General features: G+C 39.2%; 18 protein-coding genes. 11 read left to right on the top strand and 7 right to left on the bottom strand.

The annotated features are described in order from the left end of the window. From ND811_RS10250 to ND811_RS10240, 3 genes are all read right to left on the bottom strand, one after another. Nucleotides 1-197 (bottom strand): shikimate kinase (locus tag ND811_RS10250; protein WP_407658885.1); only part of this gene is annotated, 197 nt, incomplete at its 3' end. Between the two features lie 34 nt (nt 198-231). Further along, nucleotides 232-1,086 (bottom strand): HDOD domain-containing protein, encoded by an 855-nt coding sequence (locus tag ND811_RS10245; protein ID WP_265351806.1) that lies wholly within the window; start codon nt 1,084-1,086, stop codon nt 232-234. Nucleotides 1,087-1,092: 6 nt separating this feature from the next. Then, complete coding sequence (locus ND811_RS10240) at nt 1,093-1,596, bottom strand: chemotaxis protein CheD (protein ID WP_265351807.1); 504 nt, start codon at nt 1,594-1,596, stop codon at nt 1,093-1,095. Nucleotides 1,597-1,656: 60 nt separating this feature from the next. Between ND811_RS10240 and ND811_RS10235 the strand changes: the two genes are divergently transcribed. The 3 genes from ND811_RS10235 (at nt 1,657) to ND811_RS10225 (ending at nt 3,813) form a co-directional block, all read left to right on the top strand. Beyond that, complete coding sequence (locus ND811_RS10235) at nt 1,657-2,880, top strand: TraB/GumN family protein (protein ID WP_265351808.1); 1,224 nt, start codon at nt 1,657-1,659, stop codon at nt 2,878-2,880. Between the two features lie 40 nt (nt 2,881-2,920). Further along, a complete protein-coding gene (locus tag ND811_RS10230; RefSeq protein WP_265351809.1) occupies nt 2,921-3,292 on the top strand; it encodes a hypothetical protein in 372 nt (123 codons plus the stop codon). Between the two features lie 74 nt (nt 3,293-3,366). Then, entirely contained in the window at nt 3,367-3,813 is a 447-nt protein-coding gene (locus ND811_RS10225) for a four-helix bundle copper-binding protein (protein WP_265351810.1), read from the top strand. A gap of 85 nt (nt 3,814-3,898) precedes the next feature. On the opposite strand, the gene ND811_RS10220 is transcribed toward ND811_RS10225, so the two are convergent. Further along, the gene (locus ND811_RS10220; RefSeq protein WP_265351811.1) at nt 3,899-4,753 is read right to left on the bottom strand and encodes an esterase/lipase family protein; all 855 of its coding nucleotides are present in this window, start codon (nt 4,751-4,753) and stop codon (nt 3,899-3,901) included. A gap of 115 nt (nt 4,754-4,868) precedes the next feature. On the opposite strand from ND811_RS10220, the gene ND811_RS10215 reads away from it, so the two are divergent. The 3 genes from ND811_RS10215 to ND811_RS19625 are packed head-to-tail and all read left to right on the top strand — an operon-like array spanning nt 4,869 to nt 6,902. Continuing rightward, a complete protein-coding gene (locus ND811_RS10215) occupies nt 4,869-5,234 on the top strand; it encodes a hypothetical protein (RefSeq protein ID WP_265351812.1) in 366 nt (121 codons plus the stop codon). Between the two features lies 1 nt (nt 5,235). Continuing rightward, a complete protein-coding gene (locus tag ND811_RS10210; protein WP_265351813.1) occupies nt 5,236-6,648 on the top strand; it encodes a UTP--glucose-1-phosphate uridylyltransferase in 1,413 nt (470 codons plus the stop codon). Continuing rightward, the gene (locus ND811_RS19625; protein ID WP_265377414.1) at nt 6,645-6,902 is read left to right on the top strand and encodes an LA_0364 family Cys-rich lipoprotein; all 258 of its coding nucleotides are present in this window, start codon (nt 6,645-6,647) and stop codon (nt 6,900-6,902) included. The genes ND811_RS10210 and ND811_RS19625 overlap by 4 nt, the downstream gene beginning before the upstream one ends. 46 nt (nt 6,903-6,948) lie before the next feature. Here the strand turns inward: ND811_RS19625 and ND811_RS10205 are convergent, their stop codons facing one another. Genes ND811_RS10205 through ND811_RS10195 form a run of 3 tightly spaced genes read right to left on the bottom strand, consistent with a single transcriptional unit; the run spans nt 6,949 to nt 10,674 of the window. Next, nucleotides 6,949-9,360, bottom strand: a complete 2,412-nt coding sequence (locus ND811_RS10205) for a fibronectin type III domain-containing protein (RefSeq protein ID WP_265351814.1) — start codon at nt 9,358-9,360, stop codon at nt 6,949-6,951. Between the two features lies 1 nt (nt 9,361). Further along, nucleotides 9,362-10,003, bottom strand: coding sequence for an energy transducer TonB (locus ND811_RS10200; protein ID WP_100719160.1), 642 nt, complete (start codon nt 10,001-10,003; stop codon nt 9,362-9,364). A gap of 11 nt (nt 10,004-10,014) precedes the next feature. After that, nucleotides 10,015-10,674, bottom strand: coding sequence for a MotA/TolQ/ExbB proton channel family protein (locus ND811_RS10195; RefSeq protein WP_004788069.1), 660 nt, complete (start codon nt 10,672-10,674; stop codon nt 10,015-10,017). Nucleotides 10,675-10,780: 106 nt separating this feature from the next. Here ND811_RS10195 and ND811_RS10190 point away from each other — a divergent pair, with 106 nt between their 5' ends. The 5 genes from ND811_RS10190 to ND811_RS10170 all read left to right on the top strand — a co-directional run bounded on the left by ND811_RS10190 (nt 10,781) and on the right by ND811_RS10170 (nt 18,245). Further along, nucleotides 10,781-12,661, top strand: coding sequence for a hypothetical protein (locus ND811_RS10190; protein ID WP_265351815.1), 1,881 nt, complete (start codon nt 10,781-10,783; stop codon nt 12,659-12,661). Between the two features lie 12 nt (nt 12,662-12,673). Beyond that, the gene (locus ND811_RS10185) at nt 12,674-15,877 is read left to right on the top strand and encodes an efflux RND transporter permease subunit (protein WP_265351816.1); all 3,204 of its coding nucleotides are present in this window, start codon (nt 12,674-12,676) and stop codon (nt 15,875-15,877) included. 74 nt (nt 15,878-15,951) lie between these two features. After that, nucleotides 15,952-16,314, top strand: a complete 363-nt coding sequence (locus ND811_RS10180; protein WP_265351817.1) for a PilZ domain-containing protein — start codon at nt 15,952-15,954, stop codon at nt 16,312-16,314. 54 nt (nt 16,315-16,368) lie between these two features. Beyond that, complete coding sequence (locus ND811_RS10175) at nt 16,369-17,613, top strand: sensor histidine kinase (RefSeq protein ID WP_265351818.1); 1,245 nt, start codon at nt 16,369-16,371, stop codon at nt 17,611-17,613. Further along, nucleotides 17,610-18,245, top strand: coding sequence for a response regulator transcription factor (locus ND811_RS10170; protein WP_265351819.1), 636 nt, complete (start codon nt 17,610-17,612; stop codon nt 18,243-18,245). The genes ND811_RS10175 and ND811_RS10170 overlap by 4 nt, the downstream gene beginning before the upstream one ends. The last annotated feature ends 177 nt before the right edge of the window (nt 18,246-18,422 follow it).

Genomic DNA, 18,422 nt, shown 5'->3' with positions numbered 1-18,422 from the left:
TGCAAAATAGAATATTCTAATTCACGAAATTGTTTCCAGCCAAACTTTTCCACAAAACTGGGAATAGAAATCCCTCCAGTTTCATAAACAGCTATGGAATCAGTGGAAACAACGGGGAAGTCGGTTTTTTTAGAAAGAGAACGTGAGACCTTTGATTTTCCTGCGCCTCTTGCTCCAATAAAAATAATGTTCATAATATTTTGTACGAATTTGAAGAGAGATAATTAAAAACTATACGTTCAACAAATCGGCAAGACCAGCTTGTAAATCAGGGATATGTACGAAATAAGTTTCAATATCTGCTTCTGTAACGCCTGTTTGACTAAGTGCAAAAGGGGAAATAGGAACAGACTCACCGCCAATATCAATTCCAATTCCAGATACAACAATAAGGATACTCGCAATATGTACTACAGAAGTGAGGATTGGATTACTTTTCGAATTTTCCGGAGTTAGGTAATTGGCAACCACATCGGTAAGTTCCTGTGGGAAGTTCCAACGTTTTAAGAGATTTTCCGACACTTCCATATGTGTGTACCCGAAGTATTTTTTCTCTAAGTTAGGGAAGGGTTCTTGGTTGTCTTTTAAATCTGTTTTGATTTGCATCATCACTGGGCTAAAGAATTGAGCGAGAACGATTTTCCCCACACTACAAAGTAACCCAGAAGTAAAGGCTAGGTCTTTATCAATTTTTAGTTTTTTATGTTGTACAATTTTACTCGAAAGTTCTGCAACCAGTAGGGAAGAAGTCCAAAGTTGGGCTGCCTCTAATTGGTAACTATTCAAATCTTGGGAAAGGATTCCTTTGGCTGCGGTGAGAAGTACAATTTCTTTTACCGTTTTGATTCCAAGAGTCATAAGTGCCTCTTGTACCGTACGAATGGGTTTAGACGCTCTGTAATAAGCCGAGTTAGAAAGTTTAATTACGTTGGCAGTGATGGCAGGGTCTTTCGAAATTTCCTGAGCTAAGTCTGCAATATTCACGTCCGGCTTTTGGAGTTTTTCCAATACCTTCGACACAACCGACGAAATGGCAGGCAGTTTATTTACGTCTTGTAATACTTCATCAACCTTTGATTTTAGCATATTCGCCTAACGCACCTTATAAAGGTATTTCTCCATACCAGCTTTTTTTAACAACACGCGCCCGTCGTCACAATAAAGACTGATGGTTCTTCCTTCGTTCCCAGCCACATCTTCCACAATGACAGGGATTTTATTCTCTTCCATAAATTTTTTGACAATTGCAATATTCTGTTCCCCAATGTTTTGCAAAAATTGGGAGTTGATTCCTTTGAACATCGAGGCCCCACCAAACATACGGCAAGAATACTGCCCAATATTGGAACCTTGTTGTTTCATCATCTCTACGAGAATAGGGAGAGCAGTTTCCCCGTACTTATGCGGAAACTTTACGGCATCTTTGCCCGTCGGATCTTTGGCAAGCATGATATGGGAAATGGCACCCACTTTCTGTTCTGGATCATACAAAACGATTCCAATGCATGAACCCAGTGTAGTTCGGAGCACATCCATATCTTTTCCGACCTTGATGTCGGCAATTCCCACATTGATGATTTTGGATTTTATAGACATTCTACTTGTTTCTAGAGAGTGGAACCGTTACTTAGGTATTATAGATAGTAACCTTTCCTTATGCGTTCAATCAAAAAATCAACTCCCCGAAGAAAATCTACCAAAAAAGGTTTCAAAACAACGGAACCTTATCTTTTCCAAACCATCGGAAAAACAGAAGTTCACATACTTGGAACCGCACATGTATCCAAACAAAGTGTAGAAGAAGTCGAAAAAATGATTCGGGAACTAAAACCAGATATCATTTGTGTAGAGTTATGTGAATCTCGAATGAAGTCGGTGGAAGATCCCGATTATCTAAAAAAATTAGATATATTCAAAGTTTTTAAAGAAAGAAAGATGTGGTTACTTTTATCTAGCCTTATCCTATCTTCCTTTCAGAAAAAAATAGGAAACAAAGATATCAAACCTGGGGACGAAATGCGTAAGGCAATCACTCTGGGCCGATCCTTAAAAAAGCCGGTGCTAGCTGTGGATCGGGAAATCCAAACCACTTTAAAAAGATCTTGGGGGAATGTAGGTTTTTTCTCTAAACTGTATCTTTTTAGTGCCCTTCTTGCTTCTCTTCTGGTTCGTGAAGATGTCTCTGATGACAAAATCGAAGAGATGAAATCAGACGACATCCTAAAAGACTTATTCTCCCAAATCCCCAAAAAATACGAGTCTGTCAAACATGTCATCATTGATGAAAGGGATGTGTATTTAGCAGAGAAAATAAGACAGGCGGCAGAAGGAAAGTCGGCCAAAAAAATTTTAGCTGTTGTTGGCGCAGGACATTTAGCTGGGATTGAGCGAAATATCCAATTAATAAACGATTTATCTGTGTTAGATGAAGTTCCTAAACGCAAATGGTGGGACAATATTAGTATTATTTTATATCCTGTTTTTTTTGCGGGTCTTATTGGTTATACTACTTGGAGCCAGGGCGGAGAAGCAGGTATGGATTTATTTTCAAAACTCATTTATATCAAAGGTGGTCTTGCGGCACTTGGTGCTCTCATTGCTTGGGCCCATCCGATTTCTATTCTTCTTGCCTTTATCACAGCCCCCATTGGTACTTTTGTTCCGATCTTTAAAGCAGGTTGGGTGAGTGCCCTTTCTGAATCTTATTTGCGTAAACCACTTGTTGAAGACTTCGAACATATCGCAGAAGATTCAGAATCAGTAGTCGGTTTTTGGAAGAACCGTGTCCTTCATATTTTTCTCGTTTTTTTCCTTCCCCAGTTTGGATCGACCATCGGAACCTTTATCGTAGCAGGAAAAGGGTTGAAGAATTTATTTTAAGAGGTAGAATCAGTTCGTCTAATCAATGCAGAAGAAGAGTATGAAACGAAAGTTTGTAATTGGATTCATTCTAATTTTTTTAGCCTACCTCGGATGTAAAACTTCCGTATTTGGGTTTTGTACTTCTGCAGAAAAATTTGTGGAACGGGCTTCTATCCCACCTTGCCACCAAACAGCTGATTCCAAAGAAGATGCGACAAATTCATGTGAATGCCCTATCATACACGAGGAACTCCAATCTTCTAATAGCACAGATTTTCTGACTTGGAAGCAGGTGAAACTTCCCGTTTGGAAAGGATTTACTGTTTCCAAACCAAAATTTCATCCTGATCCATCCAAAAAGTGGCTGGTTTCCAGTTTCCATAATTCTCCTATCTATTTCCCAACAAAAACAGTCAGACTTCTGATTTGAGATGGGCACATCTCTTTTGAGGTGAACCTTTTCCCATTTTTTTTAATTTTAAAATTTAACAGAGGTTATATATTATGAATCGCAAAGAATTATTACAAAAAGCAGGGATGGCTGTTGCCGTTTCAGGGATTTTATCTACACTTTCCGCAGAAGACCATGACCATTCAACTATGGCTTCTTCCTCTGCAGGAAAATCCAAATATTCTAAAGCAATGATGGCAGCAATGCACTGCCAATTATCTGCAGAGGTTTGCCTTAGCCATTGCCTTACTGAACTTGGAAAAGGAGATAAGTCGCTTGCTGCATGTGCCACAAGCACAAGAGAAGTGATTAGTTTATGTGAATCTTTTGTAAAATTAGCGAGTCAATCTTCCGCTTATACGAAGAAGTTAGCAAACCTTTGTATTGAAGTTTGTGAAGCTTGTGCTAAAGAATGTGATAAACATGCTAACCACCACGCAGTTTGTAAAGAATGTCGAGACAGCTGTCTTGCTTGTGTAAAAGAATTAAAGAAAGTTTAAGGTCGATTCTAACAAAGGATTGAATTAAAATCAAATCCAACTGTCCGCTGTTTGGTGGGCAGTTGTTTGTTAAAAACTAAAGAATTTAACGTTTTTTCGCCTTTTTTTTGGCCGTTGGTTTTGTTACTGGCTTTGTCACAGCTTTTGATTTCTGTGTTGGTTTAGTTTTTTTTGAGGCAGATTTCTTTTTTGCAGCTATTTGGTTTTTTTTATAAACCGAAGGCTCATATTTAGAAAAATCCACTTCAATCTTTTTTGGGACAGCAAATTCAGGATTTGCTTTCGGTGAAGAATGAATGGCGATACTATCTTTCGGTGTTCCTAAAAATTCTCTCAGAGTTCGGATATTCTCATTTCTGCGTACTAAGTTGTAATTCCCTGGAATGTCGAACCAAAGGTCACGGCCCTGGCCAAATTCTGTACTTTCCTGTGGGGGAAAGGAAAAATCTTCTATAGCAGAAAGTGGTTGGAAAAGGGGAAAGAAGAGTGCATTTTTGTAATTCGTTTTTACCCAATCAGATTCAAAACCCCAATAGGATTGTCTCGTGTTCGTAAACCTGTCCGAACCATGAAATGGTGTTCCTAATGTGATCAGTCGTTTTACTTTTCTTCTGGCTTCATCTGGTAAAATTAATACAAGAAGACCTCCTGTATTGTGCGCAATCAAAGTAACTTCGTTAGGTGCTGTTAGAATTTGATCTGCCAGGTATTTTACCGCTTCTTCTAGGGAAAGAGGGTTTCTGAGAGTGGAAAGAATTCCTACCTTAAATCCCAGATGATCTAAGTTGGATTTAAGTCTCGAATAGTAGGAACGCCCAGCTTGAAACCCGGGAACAATCAAAATGTTTTTATCCTTATTGTTCTCCACAAACAAATGGCTCGGGAGATAAAACGATAAAAGCGCCCAAAAACGTTCCAGATATTCTATAAATCGAAACATGAATTAAATAATTCTGCCAGACTCAATTCTTGTCTATGAAAATCAATTCCGACACCAGAAGAATTCCTGAATTGACCGATAACCGTACTCACATAGGATTGCCTTTTAGAATCGTATGCGTTTTGGTTTCTCACTCATTTTATTTTTTGGTTTTTTCTCTGCAGGTCTTTTGGCAAATCCAGGGAATTATGAGGATGTAGCGAAACTTTTACCCCAAATTTGGGAAACAAAATACCCCCTCCCTTATGGAAAATTGACGAAAAAAGATCCCCTAAAACAAGGGATCCGCCAAGTGACCAGAAAAAAAGGAAAGTATTGGATGTATAATTTCGAAGTTTTTATGCCAAAATACGAACGAAAGGAAACAGTTGCCGTTCCCAAAGAAGACGGTCGCAATATCCTCGTATTTTTTTTATGGAATCCGGGGATCACAGAAGAACCCCATCGGATTGAACTTGGGGAACCGCATGAAGGGAAATAATATGGATAAACAGAAATCGGATCAATTGATCAGAGATACCATGAAATCGGCCGGGCTTAGTGATGCCTTCATTCTCGATTTTATCTCCAAGGTAGATGCTGTACGAAATGGTGAAACCGGAATTGTCAAATGGGAAGAAGTTGGCGATTTGGATCCTAATTCCGACGAAATTTCTTTAGAATCCATTCATGCTTCCTATCCTACCGATCTTAGTTTACTATCCAAATTGGTTGTCATCAAGTTAAATGGTGGTCTTGGTACCAGCATGGGTTTGGATAAAGCCAAGTCTCTCATACCAATTAAGGATTCTATGTCTTTTCTTACGGTAATGGCGAAACAGATTGAGTTCATTCGTTCCGAGTATGGAGTCAATGTTCCTCTTCTTTTTATGGATTCTTATAATACACAAAAAGACTCACAAGAGGAATTAGAAAAAAGTGGATTCAAACAAACTCTACGAACTAGTTTTTTACAAAACAAAGTCCCTCGGTTAGATGCAGAGACTTTTACACCCATCCAAAATAAAAATGAAAAGGAAAATTGGTGCCCACCGGGTCATGGTGATATCTATTTTACGATGGTCGAGGAGGGCATATTGGATGAATTACTTTCGAAAGGTTATGAAATCGCATTTCTTTCGAATGGAGACAACTTAGGAGCCACCGTTGATCCACATATCGTCAGTTATCTGTTGAAAGAAAACATTCATTTTGCAATGGAGATGACTCCAAAAACTCTCGCCGATAAAAAAGGCGGAGCAATCTATCGAAAAACTGTTGGTGGTAAATTTATCAAATATGAGCTGTTGGAAACAGCACAAGTCCCTAAAGAACATGAAAGTGAATTCAGCGGCCTTGGAAAATTTAGAACTTTTTCAACGAACAATCTTTGGATCAATCTACGTGCTTTAAAAGAAAGATTTAACCAAGGAAATTTTTCCTTATCGCTCATTGTGAATCCTAAACAAGTAGATGGTAAATCGGTGATCCAATTAGAAACTGCTATGGGAAGTGCCGTGGGAAATTTTTCTAAATTTAAAGGCATTATCATTCCTCGTGATCGATTTGCCCCTGTTAAAAAAACAGAGGATTATTTAATCCGCCGCTCCGATGCGTATGTACTTAATTCTGATTTTTCACTCACTATGACAAAGGAAAGAAAAACCGCGGGGCTTGGGGAAATTCTTGTTCAACTTGATGAAACATACTATAAAAAAATACACCAATTCGATCATCTTTTCCAAGAGTATCCATCCCTAGTGTATTGTGAAGAATTGAAAGTAACTGGTGAAATTTTATTTGATATCCCCATTTCTGTCAAAGGGAAGGTAAGGTTCCAGAATTTATCCGGCGGGATGAAGGCGATTTCCTCCCTCGGCAAGAAGACATTTGAAAACGAAACCGTAACTCTATGAAATTGTTTTTTCCATTCATTGTCCTAGTTGTTTTTGTAAATTGTGGTTCGCCATTTTCGTTTCGTTCTGCATGTTATGAGCGTAATAAATGTTCAACGATTGAAGGTGATTGTTTTTTAAAAAATGATGCGTTTTATAGAATAGTTACCAATAGTCCTGATTATAGTGGCCCAGACTTAGCGGCACTTGTCGGAAGTTGTATTGGTTTAGAGAAAACTTGTCGGAAAAACTGTGAAAGCGGAACTGTCTTTTAACTAATCAAACAAAGATTGATTTTGTAAAGAACTGGTAATTCTATTTTTATTCGCGAATAAAAGACAGTTGGCTTTTTTCTGGGACTAAACCTTTATCTTCAAATTCTCCCGACAAGGAATCAAAGTTAGGTGACAATTTAATTTTCCACTTTCCTTTTTCTTCAAGTAAATCAGAATCCACAATGTTTTTGCCACGGAAAATTTCATTTTCATTCCATTTCATGATGATGTTTCCTTCTAGGTCTTCGGCTTCAATGGTCAAACGAACAGGTTTAATTTTATTTTTCCCATCCCAGTACATTGCGGTCCAAGGGCCAATAAACTTTTGTATAGCGGATTCTCCAAAAGTTTTGATTTTCTTTACATCCGCAACTGTCTCTGAAATCACTGAAGTCACGGGTTTTGAAAATAAACTTTCACCAATTCCTTTGGAAACAGATTGGATAGCGAAAAAATAAAACTGGTTTTTTGTTAGATTTTGTAACTTAAAATTTGTTTCTGACGTTTCTTTGACAAGGCTCCACTCAGGATCATTTTTTTTTCGCATATAGATTTTGTAAGAAGTGGCTTTGGGGATCATATTCCAACTCAATAAAAATTCACTTGTCTTTCGATTCTCTGATACATTTAATTCAGGGGATTTGATTCCTAAAGACCTACCTGCTACAAGCGATGGATACCCAATGTCAGGCTCAGAAGGATGACTAAACAAGTTTCCTTCGAATTCGGAGGCTACTGCATAAAAAGATTCTTTTTCAGAGGATTCATTGTCTTTGAATTGAAGTTCTGTAGTTTTTGCAATTTCTTTCCATGATCCATTTGTTTTTCGAAAGATACGATAAGCCAGTGCGCTCGGCGATCCTTCCCATTGAAGAATCGTAACTCCAGGATACAATCCTTTGGAAGCAGTTAGGTTGATGGGTCTTGGTTTTAATACTTCGGAAGGATCCAAATGGGCAGAAACATAATAACTGGTTTCGCCGATGAGTTGGTTCCTTTCAGGTACTACCTGGTAGATTTCGCTATCCCCATTGCGACTTGCTTTTAAATCAATGTAGGTTGTTTTTTCTGTTTTGCCTAAAAACCGGTAGATCCTTGCCATAGGGTTCCATTTATAAATGGCATAAGTGGTAGAGATGGGTTGGGGATCCCATTCTAATAGAATGCGGTCATTTGTAGGAGCAACCGTTGCCCGTAAGTTGGTAACAGGAAGAATTCCTGCCGGTTTAGGTGGCTCAACCGCATAACCATCGTTTGAATCAAGAGAAGTTTTTGAAAGGAAGTTTTCATCCAAACTTGCTACTCGGTAATTATATGCTGTATTTTTTTGGATTCCGAAGTCTTCAAAAAATGCCTGCTTGGAAAGTCCTACCAATTGGTATTTGTTATCAATTTTTCGTTTGCGGTATACTTCATAACCGATAGCCCGTTTTTCCCTGGACCAACTAATCCGAATGCGATCTGAAAAATCACCGCGAGACGCAAACACCTCTTTAGGAGGATAGAGGTTATGTTCCCCATATTCTAATGATTCTAAAGCATCATTCAGTTTGTTTTGAGTGAGGAGTTCGTTTTCCGTTTCGGAATCGGCTACATAAACCGATTTTGTGTATTTGGGGAATGTATCGTAAGTGATCCATAAATACCCTTGGTCTCCCCAAGTGGGTCCCCAAGAATTCCATACTTTGAATGCTTTCTTTTTGTCATTAAAACCTAAAATGACAAGAGACTGCGCTCCTAAAATTTCTCCTGTACCTATTTCAAAAACTGCATTTGGTTTTGGATCACGAAAATTTTCATATACCAAGTATCCAATGAGAACAGGTCTTTTTTCGGTTAATGCTAGTTTGATGGATGTCAGATCATGTGGTTCAATTCGATAAATTCTTCGAAGTCTTGCTTTTCTTCCTAATTCGACTATATCTGCTTTGGGTCTTGTGCGGAAACTGGAAGAGGATTCGTTCATTTGTTCTAAAGATACAGAACCTCGACTTTCCGCAAGAACCAGTCCATCTAAAAGGGAAACAGCTTGGTCTTTCCCACTGTTCAATTGATTATAAATAAAGTTAGGTGAGTAGAGTATTTTTTGTCCATTCGCAGAAGTAGGAGAGATGGCAGATAAATTTCGAATTCCTTTTTTTTGCGCTTCTAAATAAGAAATCAGTCCATATCCGACCGTATAACCCACGTTATCTTTGTAGATTCCTTGGTCCGAGGGAGATGGGAATTCGTTACTAATGTCAAAACTTCCCGGTAGGTCGGAACTGGTCCCTTCGGCTCGGAAAGGGGGGATGGTTTGGTAAAGTTCAAATGGATCTGGAACAAGGCCTGGTTTTCTTGCCGAGGATTTTGACTCGGTTTTTCCGGTAATGGGTTTGGACTGGAACCCGACGATAATCACTGACACCACAATGAAAATAGTTCCAATCGCAATTCGACGTTTGTTGTTCCGTAACATTTCAGTCCTCTTCTAAATCAAAACTGATCGGAAGCCTGTGAGCCATCCGAGTTGGTTTCCCTTTGTCATAACCAGGAGAAAAACGGGCTCTTTGGATGATGCGAATGGCTGCCTCATCAAATCCATAACCTGCTCTACCGGAAACAATTTTGACACCTTGGAGGACTCCATGTTCGTCCACTTGCACCATCACCACCACAGTTTTTTGGCTGATGTTTGCAGCCTTGGCAGCTTCGGGAAAATATGATTTTAAATCAAAGTCAATGATGGGTGTGGGAGGGCGATCTCCATTAAAAGAAAATAAATACCCATCTTTATCCGTTCCATTACCTGAGAGTTGGTTGGGATTTAAGTCAGAATTGTCAGGTTTTTCTTCCGCATCTTTGTTGGATCCTTCCACCCATTCTTGTTTTTCCACGGGTGCGGGACTTGAAGTTCCACCAATGAGTTCTGGAGGGATTTCTTCAAAGGAAACATCCATGTCTTCCATAGAAGTTTCTTGGAAGGCAGCATTACTGGGAAGAGTGAGTATAAAATAAATCAAATAACAAAATAAATGCAATCCCACGGAGGCAAAGAGACTGGCTCGAAAGAGTCCGAACCGTCTCAGTTTGTATTGCAGATACAATGTAAATGATTTCATAAAATGATTTTCTAGTGGTGGATATTCGGGGTAGAGCTAGAGGATTGGTTGTGTTTTCCACTCGTGATAAAACTTGCGTGGATTTCCTTTGAAAGAATTTCTAAGTGGCCAATGATGAGTTTCATTTTACGAGTGAAGTAGTTATTTGCCATAACTACTGGAATTGCCACAGCAAGTCCTGCAGCCGTAGCGAGTAGGGCTGTGGAGATACTTCGCATCACCACTTCCGCTCCTGAATTTCCAAGAGTTCCTAGGCCATAAAACGCTTTGATCACACCAAGGACAGTTCCCAAAAGTCCGATGAAGGGAGTGTTGTTTCCCAGAGTGTTGAGGATGGGAAGTCTTTCTTCCAAACCTAATTTTTCTTTTAAAATTTTCCCTTCCATCAACTCTTCGAGGCCTTTGTGGTTTTCCTTTTCCCTTTCCAAAACAAAATGCATGAACCGAGTATAAGAATTTTCCATAGGATGGGTTTCTAGGAGTTTTTCCGTGCCTTTTAAGTCTCTGTGGCGGATGAGAAGAGTGAGCGAATCGAGAAGTGACTCTGATTCTTTGTTAAAATTACGTTTATAGACAATTAACCTTTCGATAAATACGGCAATTGCGAGAATGCTCGCAAATAACATAACGAGGAAGATGATTTTTTCCCCAAGGTCTACGAAATCTTGCATTTTTGGAACCTTCTAACGGACAGAATTCTCTACCTTGGACTGTAATCAAAGAGAAAAATTGCAGAAAAAGAACTTCGGTTGATTCCAAGCCGACCTAGGAGAAAGAATGATTCCAAGGATTGGTATGAAGGCAAAAAACATTCTTCCCAGTGTTTTGGGGTTTATTTTCATCATTTTTGGTATTTCTCTGGTAGTGTTCTATGCTACAAAGTCATGGGAGACTTTCCTTAACCTTTGTCCCAACAAAGATTTTTTGTCCTGGGATGAAAATATCAGATTAAATCAAGTCCTGGATCAGTACGTAGATTTTCGAAATGGAAGTTGGTTTCGAGGGATTATGCCCTTTTTGGAAAGTCCTACTTGGCCACCGCTTCGTTCGATCCTAACTTTTGTTACACTTTTTCTGCCAATTGATGCTTATGAAACTTACAGGGATTCTTTTTTAGGACTTTTGTTCTTAATTTTGGTTTATCCCGCTCTGGTTTTTATCACATATCGAATCACAAAATCCTTGTTATGGGCAAGTGTTCTCTCTGGACTTATTTTTATCTTAACCATCCAAACAGGAGAAGTTCCGGCATATTCTCTTTCTTCCATGTTAGAAACACAATCCATGTTTTTTCTTTTGTTTTCTATCTATGCGATTTATCGTTTGTACGATGTTGACAACAGAGAATCAGAGATTGATTCAGGTACGAAGTGGCTTGTTTTCTTTTCCTTATTTGGTTTTTATTTTACCAAATATCCTTATGGAATTTTATTTTTTATGGCATGTTTTGCCTATGAGTTAGTTAGATCCCCTTCTTTGTACAAAGATGCTTTGGTGTATCTCTTAAAACATTATGCAAGAGGTGTAAGGTTAGTATATTTAGTTTTTGTTGTGCTTATGGTTTTTTCTTTGCCAGTACTACGAGTGGTTACAAAAATTAATCTCAACCAGAAGGGATTCAAACAGTTTATGTTTGGGATCACCTTTCTTTTGTTTGTCGATTTGTCCGTTTATTTTTTCCGCAAAAGAGATGAAATTAAAAAAGTATTTCCAAAAACTGCAGTGGTCCTTTGGGTTTATGCAATTTTCCCAGCATTTTTGTGGCTTTTTATGAACCCGGACCGGGTCAATGCTCTTATCGATGCCCAAATGATCGTAAATGCCTACACTCGGAGTTTTTTCTTAACACTTTGGACAGAACCAGGACTTGATCCTTCGGTGCCAGGGGTTTTTGATTTTATCTGGGGATTTCGAACCCTCATCATCTTTTCTGTTTTATCCCTGTTTTATTTTCTGTTCCGATCGGGGAAAAAATTCACGAGCAAATTAAAAGATCCCCTTCTTGCAGGGACCTTGATTTTGTTTTTGGAGCTTCTCATTTTAGAAGTCACAACAGGAAATAAACAACCACGACATGTCCTCCAATTTATCCCTGCCATAGGACTCATGGGTTTTCTTTGGATCTTGCGTCTATACGAGTTAGCTGAGACTAAAATAGAAAAATTAGCTTCTGTTTCCGTTTTTTTACTCACCTCACTCTTTGTGTTTTCAAATTCACTGTATTCTCAAGGGATTTTGTCGGGTGAATTTTATGAAACCAAAATGTTTTGTTATCGAGGAATGAATGTGAGTGATTTCCAGCCGGCAAGGGAGATCGCCGAACGGATTGTACCTGAGAAAAAGTACATCCTCATCAATGCGTTCCATTTTGAAGAAAAATACAACACCAAAGGACGTGTGCTTGCCTCTGATTTCGATCTTGCCATGAAACTAAAGACCTATAAACAAGGAATGGTAAGAAACGATAACAAATACCGCTGGAAAGAATGGACGGATTTTGATTCCGTTCTTTTATTGAGTGATGTTTGTCCAGATAGTTTTGTAGAAGAAAAATTTGAAAACCGAACAAAAATCTTGAATAGTAAGTCAACATTGCTGTCTACTTACAGAGAGAGTTCTGGTATTGCTTGTCTCCAAGAATATAAATTGCTCAAATAGAGAAAAAAGTTTATGAGTATTGCTTCCTTTTCAATCAAACGCCCCATTTTCATTTCCTCGTTAGTCATCATTATGGTGATCACAGGATTTATTTCCTTAAAACGAATCGGTGTCGATCTTTTCCCCGACATCAACATTCCTTTTGTCGTGGTTTCGACTGTGTATCCTGGGGCAGGGCCTGAGGAAATCGAAACTTCCATTTCCAAACCCTTAGAAGAAGAACTCAGCTCCATCTCCGGTTTGAAACGAATCACCTCAAGAAACCAAGAAGGGATCTCGATGGTGTTTGCGGAATTCAACTTAACTACGGATATCAAATATGCCGAACAACAGGTTCGGGATAAAACCGCTCGGGTCAAACCTCTATTTCCTGAATCTTCTAAAGAACCACTGGTCCAAAGGTTTGACCCTTCCGACCAACCCATCATGAGGATTTCTCTTTTTGCTGATTTACCAGAAGGAGAACTTTATGATTTAGCAAAAGAAAAAATCAAAACCAAACTCGAGCAGGTGAATAACGTTGGTGCGGTAAAAATCATCGGGGGTTCTCGTCGTGAAATCCACATTGAACTTGATCGTAACAAAATCAATTCCTACCAAGTTCCGGCCATAGCCATTGGAAACCAGATCAAAAATTCAGGTGTGAATATCCCTGCAGGAAAAGTAGAAGGTGGAGATAAAGAAACTTCCTTTCGAACGGTCGCTAAGTATGAATCCTTATCTCAAATTGAAAACACAGTTGTTTCCTTTGGAGGAGAGTTTGGGCGAGGGGTTTTAGTAAAAGACCTTGGCCAAGTAAAGGACACTCTTCAGGACCGCCAAACATTGGGTATGTTGTATGCACCAATCAGTGCAGAAGAACATGAGGAACCATCTATTATTGGAAAGTTATTATTCAAATACGATGCACCCAAAAAAGAAAGAATTCAAAAAACAGCTCTCTTCTTGGATGTGTACAAACAATCCGGTGCCAACACAGTAGAAGTGGCCGATGGAATCCTCGGAAAAATCGATACCATCAACGCACAAATCAAAGACCTAAAAGGAGCACCTAAGGTCATTCTGATTCGGGACGGATCCAAATGGATTCGGGCAAATATTGAAGATGTGACGATTGCCATCATTCTTGGGATCTTACTTGCAGTCATCGTAGTTTATCTTTTCCTCGGGAACGTTCGTTCCACCTTAATTACAGGGATGGCACTCCCCAACTCTATGTTAGGTGCCTTTATCATTATGTATGCAATGGGTTTTACCATGAACGTAATGACCCTTCTTGCCCTCTCTCTTGCCGTGGGACTTCTTGTGGATGATGCCATCGTGGTTCGGGAAAATATTTTCCGTAAACTAGAAGAAGGGGAATCGGTGATTGTTGCAGCAAGGAAAGGAACAGAAGAAGTAACCCTTGCCGTCATTGGAACTTCCTTAACGGTGATTGCAGTATTTTTACCGATTGGATTTTTATCAGGAATTGTAGGTCAGTTTTTCAAACAGTTTGGACTCACCGTTGTTTTTGCGATGATCATCTCGTTATTTGATGGTTTGACCGTAGCACCAATGTTATCTGCTTATTTTGCAGGGAAAACGGATATCCATAAAAAGAAAAATATAGTCCTTCGTAACTTTGATAAGTTCCAAGATTTTCTAGACAAAATGTACGGAATCATTATGAAATTTGCACTAAAAAAACCTTGGGCCGTGATTTTGTTAACCTTCCTTACATTGGTCACAAGTATTTTTTCGCTCGCCTTTGTGAAAAAGACCTTCTTACCTGCAAACGACCAAGGTGAGTTTATGGTCAATGTGGAGATGGCTCCAGGAACTTCCTTACAAGGGACAGCTGAGGTAGTGAAAGAAATTCAAAATGCCATCATAAAAACCGTTCCCGAATTGGAACTTTTGGCAACGGTTGTGGGAAATAGTGATGGTGAATCCAATATTGCAACCATTGGTGTGGCACTCCTTCCTTCCGAATACCGCAAACGTAGTACAGGTGATGTCAAAGACCAAATCCGCGAATATCTAAAACAATACCCACAAGCAAGACCGAAAGTGAACGACTATTCGGCGATAGGTGGTGGAGTGCAATATCCATTCAACTTAAACCTAAAGGGTGAAAACTTAAAAGACTTAGAAGCATATTCTTTCAAAGTCATGGAAGAATTACGAAAAATCCCAGATCTTACCGATGTGGACACAACGTACAGAACAGGGAAACCTGAATTCCAAGTCGTACCAAACCGATCCAAAATGCAAACCGTTGGAGTTGTGGCAGGGGTCATGGGAGCCGAACTTCGTTACCATATCGAAGGTGGGGAAGTGGCCAAGTATTTGGAAAATGGAATTGAATACGATGTAAGACTTCGTTTGAGAGAAGACCAAAGAAACTTACGTAAGTCTTTCTATGAAACAAGAGTTCCCAATATCCAAAACCGACTCATTCCTCTGAATGCCATTGCTGATGGAAAAGAAAGTAGTTCCCCTGCACGGATTATCCGGGAAGACCGATCACGGGTCGTTCCTATCAATGCAAACTTGGCACCAGGGGGAGCGATTGCCTCGGCTTCGGAAGCAGCCACAAAGATCCTAAAAGACAAACTTCCACCACCACCAGGAATTACTTATTCCTTTGTGGGACAATCGGAAGACTTTAAGGAACTCTTACAAAACATAGTCCTTGCTTTTGGAATGGCTCTCATCTTCATATATTTGGTGTTAGCTTCTCTGTATGAATCCTTTATCACACCGATTACAATTCTATTCGCTATCCCTCCTGCCATTTCGGGAGCCTTCTTTGCTCTTGCTTTAACTGGTGAGATGTTGAATTTATTTAGTATGATCGGACTCATTCTCCTTATGGGACTCGTTGCTAAAAACTCCATTCTGCTTGTGGACCATGCGATGCTTGCTATGAGAGAACATGGAATGACAAGGGATGAAGCAATTTTTGATGCAGGATCTAAACGACTTCGTCCGATACTTATGACTTCTCTTGCCATGATTGCGGGAACTTTGCCGATTGCTTTGGGAATCGGTGAAGCTTCCAAATCAAGAACTGCTATGGGGATTGCCATCATTGGCGGGCTTGTTTTATCCACTCTCATCACTCTCATTGTGGTGCCTGCAGTGTTTGGATACATTGATCGCATCCGCGAAAAAATTGAGGGAGCATTCCGCCCCGATTATGAAATTCGACCTGAGGATTTAGAGGACTAAACTTTCATCCGAGTAAATTCGCAAGGTAAAATTTAAACTTGCCCAAACTTTGAATTCGGCGTTCTCTTGCTTACATGTCCAGCGAACGCCGAATCTACAAACGAATCTCCGAAAAAGTCCATCTCACATATCGAGTGATCCAATCGGGGGCCGGCTCGGCCCAGTTTTTACCAAAAGACAAAGGGGAAGGTGATTCCCAAGACATTTCCGAAGGGGGACTTTTGTTTCGAACCAAAGAACCAATGCCCCTCGGAACTCGTTTGGAACTAGAATTAAGATTCCCTGATGTTAAATACGTTTTATATCCAAAAGCAAAAGTCGTACGATTGGAGGAGTTTGGTGAAGGTGCTTTTTACGAAGTAGGTCTTGAATTCAATCAAATGTTTGATGACGACCAAAAACTATTGTTGGAACACATTAGCAGATTGGCCATTTAACATGAGCTAGTTCCATTGCCATAAAACGGTTTAATCTTAGGTAAAAACATTCCAATGTTGCAAAGGTTGTTTCGTTTTTTTCGTGGGATTCCTCTCGAACCGATTTCTCTACTCGCCGTTTATTCCGAGATTATCAGCAAATTGTATTTTCTTGGATTTGCTTATTGTTTGGCTTATATACAAAGCGTTTATTTAGAGTGGAATGCTCTTGATCAAACCAATTGTTTATTATCTGCCGTCCAGCTTGTACTTAGTATCATCCTAGTTTTGACCTCCTTTTTTTATAGAAGGTTTTTTGGTGTTGCTCCTATCATTGTACGTTTGACATTTTTTCTTTTGGTGTTAGTAGAAATTGAAACTGGATTTCATGATCCAACGATTCCCTATTTTGATCCCAGAAATTGGCTTACCATCACAGCTTTACTGGCAACATCGTCCTTCTTTTATCCAGGCCTTGTTTGGCAGTACATTTTAGAATGGTCTATTGTATTATTCCTCTATGTTCTTCGGGTGTACTTTACAAACCACACAGTCATACCGATCGAAACTTGGAGAGAGATGTCCACCATCTTCCCTTTATTTCTCGTTGCCTTTTATTTAAACCATTGGTGGTTTCGTACTCGTTATATCGCAGCTTACCGTGGTATGTTACTTGAAGAAAAACGTAGAACTTTTTTCCAAGACATCCATGATAGTTTAGGTTCTCAGTTAACGGATTTAGTTTTACTTGCCCAAAAGATGGAAAAGTTTCCTGATGAAATTACGGGAAATCAAATCCAAAAAATAAAACAGTTATCTGAGTCTGCTTTACAATCGTTGCGAACCCAGGTCCAAGAAGAAAACCAAAGAGAATTATTCCAAGAATCGCTGTTAGATGGATTAAAGTTATCCATGAAAAAAAGGTACAAATTAGCAGGCCGTGGAATCAACTTGGAGTGGATGAGTTTGGGAGAGGATCCTATCATTAAAATCAAAGATCCAGAGATGGCTCACCATATTTTGCAAATCTTTAAAGAAATCACTACAAATGATTTAAGACACGGGGAAGGGATTTCAACTTGGAAGTTGGAAAAAACACCAGAACATATAGAGTTCCAATTTTTTGCAGGGTTTGGCCAGTCTCAAACAAATAGGAATTCCAACCAAGAACCTAGATCGAATCAAAACTATTTGCCAGAGTTCGGAATAGGCGAACAAGGGTTATACCAAAGGATTAAGTCTTTAAATGGCTTTATTAAAATCACCGATTCCCCTTATCATATCGATATAAAACTTCCTATGAGTTTGTTTCATATATGAAATCAATTTCTATTGGCATCATCGAAGACAATTTAGATTTTTTACAATCGTTATGCGGTGTATTGAAACAAGATAAAAATCTAACTTTTGTTACCTGGAATTCGGCGGAAGAATTTTGGGCTAACGGACAATCTAAGGATTGGGACTTGCTCATTTTGGATATTGGACTTCCTGGTATGAGCGGAATTGATGTACTAAAAACTTACCATACACAAGAGTCGAGAAAGAGTCTCGTGATTTCCTCCTTACAAACAGATGATGCCATTTTTTCTGCCCTTCGGAATGGAGCTTCTGGATATATTTGGAAATCTGAACTTGATTCTTTGCCTGAGACGATCCAATCGATACTGGATGGTGGGAGTGTGATTTCCCCTTCCATTGCCGCAAAAGTATTGTTAAGTTTTCGTAAACCACAAATCCATTCAGACCTAAGCGGGGTAGAAGTTCTAACTCCCAGAGAAAGACAAATTCTGGAACTGATTGTAGAAGGGGACAATCCAAGCCAGATCGCTTCATTATTTGGGACAACGGTTGGAACCGTCCGCCAACAAATCAAAGCCATCTATAAAAAATTGCAAGTGAACACTCGGGTTCAAATGCTAAAAAAAGCCCGACAATTTGGAATTTTTTGAATTGTTATGACCTTCCGATTTATACCATCTGGTAAATGGACAAACTTCCAAATATCGGATATCCTGTTCTCATCGGCTCATTAAATAACAAACAAATTTGGTTGGGTTCTTTACATTGGATTCCTATTTTCTGGATCAGGCTAAGGCTTTTTCTATGGTTAATCGCCTTTTTAGCTC

The sequence above is a fragment of the Leptospira soteropolitanensis genome, from assembly GCF_026151655.1.
Lineage (GTDB): Bacteria > Spirochaetota > Leptospiria > Leptospirales > Leptospiraceae > Leptospira_A > Leptospira_A soteropolitanensis.
Note: the sequence above shows the minus strand (reverse complement) of the source record. Positions and strands in the feature narration are given on the sequence as shown.

Excerpts from the sequence above, each read along its gene's own strand:
- ND811_RS10245 (WP_265351806.1), bottom strand. The coding sequence starts at position 1,086 with ATGCTAAAATCAAAGGTTGATGAAGTATTACAAGACGTAAATAAACTG.
- ND811_RS10240 (WP_265351807.1), bottom strand. The coding sequence starts at position 1,596 with ATGTCTATAAAATCCAAAATCATCAATGTGGGAATTGCCGACATCAAG.
- ND811_RS10235 (WP_265351808.1), top strand. The coding sequence starts at position 1,657 with ATGCGTTCAATCAAAAAATCAACTCCCCGAAGAAAATCTACCAAAAAA.
- ND811_RS10230 (WP_265351809.1), top strand. The coding sequence starts at position 2,921 with ATGAAACGAAAGTTTGTAATTGGATTCATTCTAATTTTTTTAGCCTAC.
- ND811_RS10225 (WP_265351810.1), top strand. The coding sequence starts at position 3,367 with ATGAATCGCAAAGAATTATTACAAAAAGCAGGGATGGCTGTTGCCGTT.
- ND811_RS10220 (WP_265351811.1), bottom strand. The coding sequence starts at position 4,753 with ATGTTTCGATTTATAGAATATCTGGAACGTTTTTGGGCGCTTTTATCG.
- ND811_RS10215 (WP_265351812.1), top strand. The coding sequence starts at position 4,869 with ATGCGTTTTGGTTTCTCACTCATTTTATTTTTTGGTTTTTTCTCTGCA.
- ND811_RS10210 (WP_265351813.1), top strand. The coding sequence starts at position 5,236 with ATGGATAAACAGAAATCGGATCAATTGATCAGAGATACCATGAAATCG.
- ND811_RS19625 (WP_265377414.1), top strand. The coding sequence starts at position 6,645 with ATGAAATTGTTTTTTCCATTCATTGTCCTAGTTGTTTTTGTAAATTGT.
- ND811_RS10205 (WP_265351814.1), bottom strand. The coding sequence starts at position 9,360 with ATGTTACGGAACAACAAACGTCGAATTGCGATTGGAACTATTTTCATT.
- ND811_RS10200 (WP_100719160.1), bottom strand. The coding sequence starts at position 10,003 with ATGAAATCATTTACATTGTATCTGCAATACAAACTGAGACGGTTCGGA.
- ND811_RS10195 (WP_004788069.1), bottom strand. The coding sequence starts at position 10,674 with ATGCAAGATTTCGTAGACCTTGGGGAAAAAATCATCTTCCTCGTTATG.
- ND811_RS10190 (WP_265351815.1), top strand. The coding sequence starts at position 10,781 with ATGATTCCAAGGATTGGTATGAAGGCAAAAAACATTCTTCCCAGTGTT.
- ND811_RS10185 (WP_265351816.1), top strand. The coding sequence starts at position 12,674 with ATGAGTATTGCTTCCTTTTCAATCAAACGCCCCATTTTCATTTCCTCG.
- ND811_RS10180 (WP_265351817.1), top strand. The coding sequence starts at position 15,952 with ATGTCCAGCGAACGCCGAATCTACAAACGAATCTCCGAAAAAGTCCAT.
- ND811_RS10175 (WP_265351818.1), top strand. The coding sequence starts at position 16,369 with ATGTTGCAAAGGTTGTTTCGTTTTTTTCGTGGGATTCCTCTCGAACCG.
- ND811_RS10170 (WP_265351819.1), top strand. The coding sequence starts at position 17,610 with ATGAAATCAATTTCTATTGGCATCATCGAAGACAATTTAGATTTTTTA.